5 protein-coding genes are annotated in these 4,742 nt (G+C 29.7%); 2 read left to right on the forward strand and 3 right to left on the reverse strand.

Annotated elements, in window-relative coordinates; translation table 11 throughout:
• From RMN92_RS03955 to rpiB, 3 genes are all read right to left on the reverse strand, one after another.
• Positions 1–956, reverse strand: a 956-nt coding sequence (locus RMN92_RS03955) for a DUF4143 domain-containing protein (RefSeq protein WP_309608166.1), incomplete at its 3' end; no start/stop codon positions are given.
• 190 nt (positions 957–1,146) lie between these two features.
• Positions 1,147–2,055, reverse strand: a complete 909-nt coding sequence (locus tag RMN92_RS03960) for a cation diffusion facilitator family transporter (protein WP_309608167.1) — start codon at positions 2,053–2,055, stop codon at positions 1,147–1,149.
• 65 nt (positions 2,056–2,120) lie between these two features.
• Positions 2,121–2,552, reverse strand: a complete 432-nt coding sequence (gene rpiB, locus RMN92_RS03965; protein ID WP_309608168.1) for a ribose 5-phosphate isomerase B — start codon at positions 2,550–2,552, stop codon at positions 2,121–2,123.
• Between the two features lie 43 nt (positions 2,553–2,595).
• Between rpiB and RMN92_RS03970 the strand changes: the two genes are divergently transcribed.
• The gene (locus RMN92_RS03970; RefSeq protein ID WP_309608169.1) at positions 2,596–3,120 is read left to right on the forward strand and encodes a DUF1905 domain-containing protein; all 525 of its coding nucleotides are present in this window, start codon (positions 2,596–2,598) and stop codon (positions 3,118–3,120) included.
• Between the two features lie 681 nt (positions 3,121–3,801).
• The coding region (locus tag RMN92_RS03975; RefSeq protein ID WP_309608170.1) for an RNB domain-containing ribonuclease at positions 3,802–4,742 on the forward strand (941 nt) is incomplete at its 3' end.

Here is a 4,742-nt window from a genome sequence, read left to right on the forward strand (position 1 = left end):
AAATAATTTGAAACTGTTTTTTGAGTATAATTTTGATGTTTTACGCGTTCTGAAGCCAAATAATTTTCCCATAATGCACCAACATCGGTTCTGGTTTCTAATCTGGTAAAATTATTTATAATCGCGTTTCGAATTCCGTTATCGTAAAAACACCAACGATTGGACTTAGTGATTTCTTTGCGCAAATTTCGGCTAAATCCAGGTACTTTATAAATTACAAACACTTTTGAAAGCAAGTCCAAATAACTTTCGACTGTGTTTTTAGAAATTCCTAGTTGTCTTGCTAATTCTTGCAGAGATACTTCTTGACCAAGTTGATAAGCAATTAATTTAAGTAGATCTAAAATTTTATTGGATTGTTTTATGCCTTCGTAAATCAAAATATCTTTTAATAAATAAGAATTTATAATTTCTTTTAAATAGTTTATTTTATCATTCCAATCTGGATATTGCTCTAGTTCTGGATAACTTCCAAAAAGTAAACGCTCTTCCAGTTTAGCGCTAGTTTCTTTATAATTTTCTTGATTTGCAAATTCCATTTGAGCAAAAGGAAAAAGGTAAATCGTGTTTTTTCGACCAACTAATGGCTCACCCAATTTGTTCGACAAATCAAAAACAGATGAACCTGTTGCGATAATTTTTATTCCATCAATAGAATCAACAATCAATTTTAAAATTAATCCAATATCTGGGATGTTTTGTGCTTCGTCAATAACCAATAATTTCAGATTTGCCAAAAGTCGGCTATAATTACTAACCGATCTTTCCTTTAACAAGTTTGCATCTTCAATATCTTCGCCATTTAATTGTAGATATTCTTCTTTTGGAATTGTTGAAAGATAATTTCTTATAAATGCTGTTTTTCCAACACGTCGTGCGCCCAATAAAATCAATACTTTATTTGGTAAAACTTTTTTGTTGAATGAAATTGCTATGCCCCTTTTTAAAAAATCCATAACTTGAAATTTACAAAATAAAGTACAAATATACCAAAAAAATGTAAATTCAGTCAGTCTACTGACTGAATTAATGTAAATTCAGTCAGTCTACTGACTGAATTAATGTAAATTCAGTCAGTTGACTGACTGAATTAATGTAAATTCAGTCAGTTGACTGACTGAATTAATGTAAATTCAGTCGGTTGAGCTAATCCTGAACTATAAAATCTTTTGAATCTTCTTTTTTAAATTCTGGTTGAATATTGATGTGGTTGATATGAAACTGATGAAATAAAACCTGTTCCACTTTATCAAGAAGTATATTGAATTCGCTCATTTTTATATCTTCTGAACAATCTAAATGCGCTTCGAGGTGCAATTCGTCATCGTTTAAATTCCAAATATGAATGTGATGTAGCTTATTTACACCGTCTATTTTATGTACCTCGCGAACAATTTCTTTAATATCTATATGATCTGGCGTAAAAAGCATTAAGATTTTTGTAGATGTTTTTATCAAATCTATTCCAACCACAATTAAATAAATGGCAATTAAAATTGTCATGACACTATCGACCCAAAACCATCCGAAATATTTCATTAACAATCCTCCAATTAAAACCGCCACAGAAGCCATCATGTCTGTAAACAAATGCAGATAAGCCGATTTCATGTTTAAATTATGTTCGGCATCTTTTTTTAGTAGTAAGGCCGAGAATCCATTGACCGCAATTCCTAATATGGACAGCCAAATTACCAAATTTGATTCGATAGTTTTTGGTTCGAAAAATCTTCCGATTGCCCCATAAATTAAAAATAAAGCTACAATAATTAAGGTTGATGCGTTTACAAAAGCTGCAATAAGTTCTGCTCTTTTGTATCCAAAAGTATGGTTTAATGATGCTTTTCGTTTGGATAATTTATTGGCGTACAAACTAAAAACCAGAGTCAAAACATCTGAAAAATTATGCAAAGCATCAGATATTAATGCCAAACTTCCAGAGAAAATGCCGCCTACAATTTGAGATGCAGTGATTAAAATATTGAGTAAAATAGAATAAATTAAATTTTTACCTTTTACTTCGTGTTTGTGGATATGTACGTGGTTGTGATTCATGATTAGATAATTGGTTAAAGTGTCAATTAAATAATTTATAGAATTATCTAATTTTCCAAATTATCTCATTGGCACATTATTTTATTGACTCTAGTGGCGTGTCTTCCACCTTCAAAATTAGTAGTCAAAAAAGTATCAACCATTTCGATTGATTGCTGAATTGAGGTAAAACGCGCTGGAATACTTATAATATTTGCGTCATTGTGTTGACGCGCCAAACTAGCAATTTCTTTGATCCAGCACAAAGCAGCCCGTACATTTTGGTGTTTGTTAGCACTCATCGCAATGCCGTTTCCGCTTCCGCAGATAATAATGCCAAAGTCTGCTTTTCCATCATTCACATCAATAGCTACTTTATGACCAAAATCTGGATAATCTACACTATCAAAAGTATTTGTACCATAATTTGTAATTTCATGTTCTTGTGATTCAAGATATTGCACAATTGCTTTTTTGTAGTCGGGACCAGCGTGGTCGTTTCCTATTGAAATTTTCATTGTTGTAGTTGTTTGTTATCTTTACAAAGATAAACATTTGAAAATGAAATTTACAGCAAATATTTCAAGATTTGAAGAAAGTGAAGTTTTTTGGACTTCAATAATTATTATTCCTGAAATAATTTATCAAGAAATGACTAAAATTGCTTCCGACAAACGCATTATTTGTACCATAAACAATTCACTCACTTTTCATTGTGCTATGATTCCAAAAAAACCGTTTCATTATATAATGTTAAGTAAAGATAAAATCAAAGCGTTAAAAATAAATGTGAATGATGAAATTTTAGTTGAAATTGTTCCAGATAAATCTGAATTTGGAATGGAAATTTGCGAAGAATTGCAAGAAGTTTTAGCTTCTGATGATGATGGAAATTTGCTTTTTCAAAAACTAACGCCTGGAAAAAAAAGAAGCATTTTTTATATGCTTTCCAAAACCAAAAACACACAATTAAAAATTGAAAAATCATTTGTCTTTGTTGAACATTTAAAAAGAAACAAAGGGAAATTTGATTTTCAAATTTATCAGGAGGATTGTAAAAATTTTAGAGATAAAAATTCTTTATAATTTTAAAGTTATGTAAATCAGTGTTTTATATTTGATTTTTTGACGTTGTTAATAACCGAACACAATTGCTTGATATTCAGTTAACGCTACCTTAACAACTTCTGTTAACAACTTTGGAAAGATAATTAAAACTTTTTCGTACTTGTATCAATTAAAATCGTAATCCAAAATCCAATCGAGAAAATCAAATTTAGTTTGTGCTTTTTACATTTTATTTATCAGCAAAAAAAAGTGGTTTATTAACAGAAATTAACAACCAAACTTATAAATAAAAGTAGTTGTTTTTTGATTGTTAACAATTGTTAGTAAATATTAAAACAAGTTCTTTTTCATTGCTTTACATTCATTTAACATTGTTGATTACCTTGTATAAGTTTCAATAACTTAAATATTGTGCCCTTTTTACAAAAGTTATAGTAGCTATTAACACCCTATCATAACCATTAAAAAATAATTTAATTTTAATTTTTCTTTTTGTTGTTTTTAATAGATGTTGATAAGTTTAAATTTTTAGATAAAAGAGAATAGACAAAAATATGAAAGACTTAAAAAATACTTGTCTATTATCTCTTTATCAATTATGTCTTTGACTCTTTAAAAGTTATATTTTCTTTAAATCTAATATCTAATATCTGAAATCTAATATCTTATTCGTAATTTTAAACTTTATTAAAATGAATTATGAGTAAAATGCCAAAAAAGTTTGGAAAAAATGAGAAAGATTTCTCGACAAAAATTATAAAAATACTATCACAAAACGCCAATAAAGGATTTAACTACAAACAAATTGCAGCCCTTTTAGAAGTTGATAATACAAAAAGCAGAAACGAAATTATAAAAGATTTAAAAATTCTAGCTTCCACAAAAAAGATTATTGAATCCGAACCTGGAAAATATTTAGTGAAAGCCATTTCACAAGATTATTATGAAGGAACCATTGATATGACTTCCCGAAAAACAGCTTATTTTGTTTGTCCAGATTTTGGTGAAGATGTTTTTATTCCGACCAATAATCTAAACAGAGCTTTGGATAAAGACACAGTTAAAGTCTATGTTTACAACCGAAGAAAAGGAAAACGTCCTGAAGGAGAAGTGATTGAAGTGGTAGAACGCGCCAAAACCGATTTTGTTGGTGTAATAGCTATTCATCCTAATTTTGCTTTTGTTTCTACCGCCAATCCAAAAATGTATACCGATATTTTTATTCCAAAAGATAAAATTGGCGAAGCTCAGAATGGCGATGTGGTTTTAGTTCATATTGAAGATTGGCCTAAAAAAGCCGATTCACCCTTTGGAACAGTAACCAAAGTTTTAGGAAAACCTGGCGAACACAATACTGAGATTCATGCGATTTTAGCAGAATATGGTTTACCATCAGAATTCCCAGTAGAAGTTGAAGTTTTTGCACAAAAAATAGATACTTCCATTCAAGAAGCCGAAATTGCCAAACGTCGAGATATGCGGAATATCTTGACTTTTACAATTGATCCTAAAGATGCTAAAGATTTTGATGATGCACTTTCATTCCAAAAATTAGAAAACGGAAATTACGAAATTGGCATTCACATTGCCGATGTTTCGCATTATCTTCAAGAAGGAACAATTCTTGATGATGAAGCTTA

The organism is Flavobacterium sp., from assembly GCF_031363805.1.
Taxonomy (GTDB): Bacteria; Bacteroidota; Bacteroidia; order Flavobacteriales; family Flavobacteriaceae; genus Flavobacterium.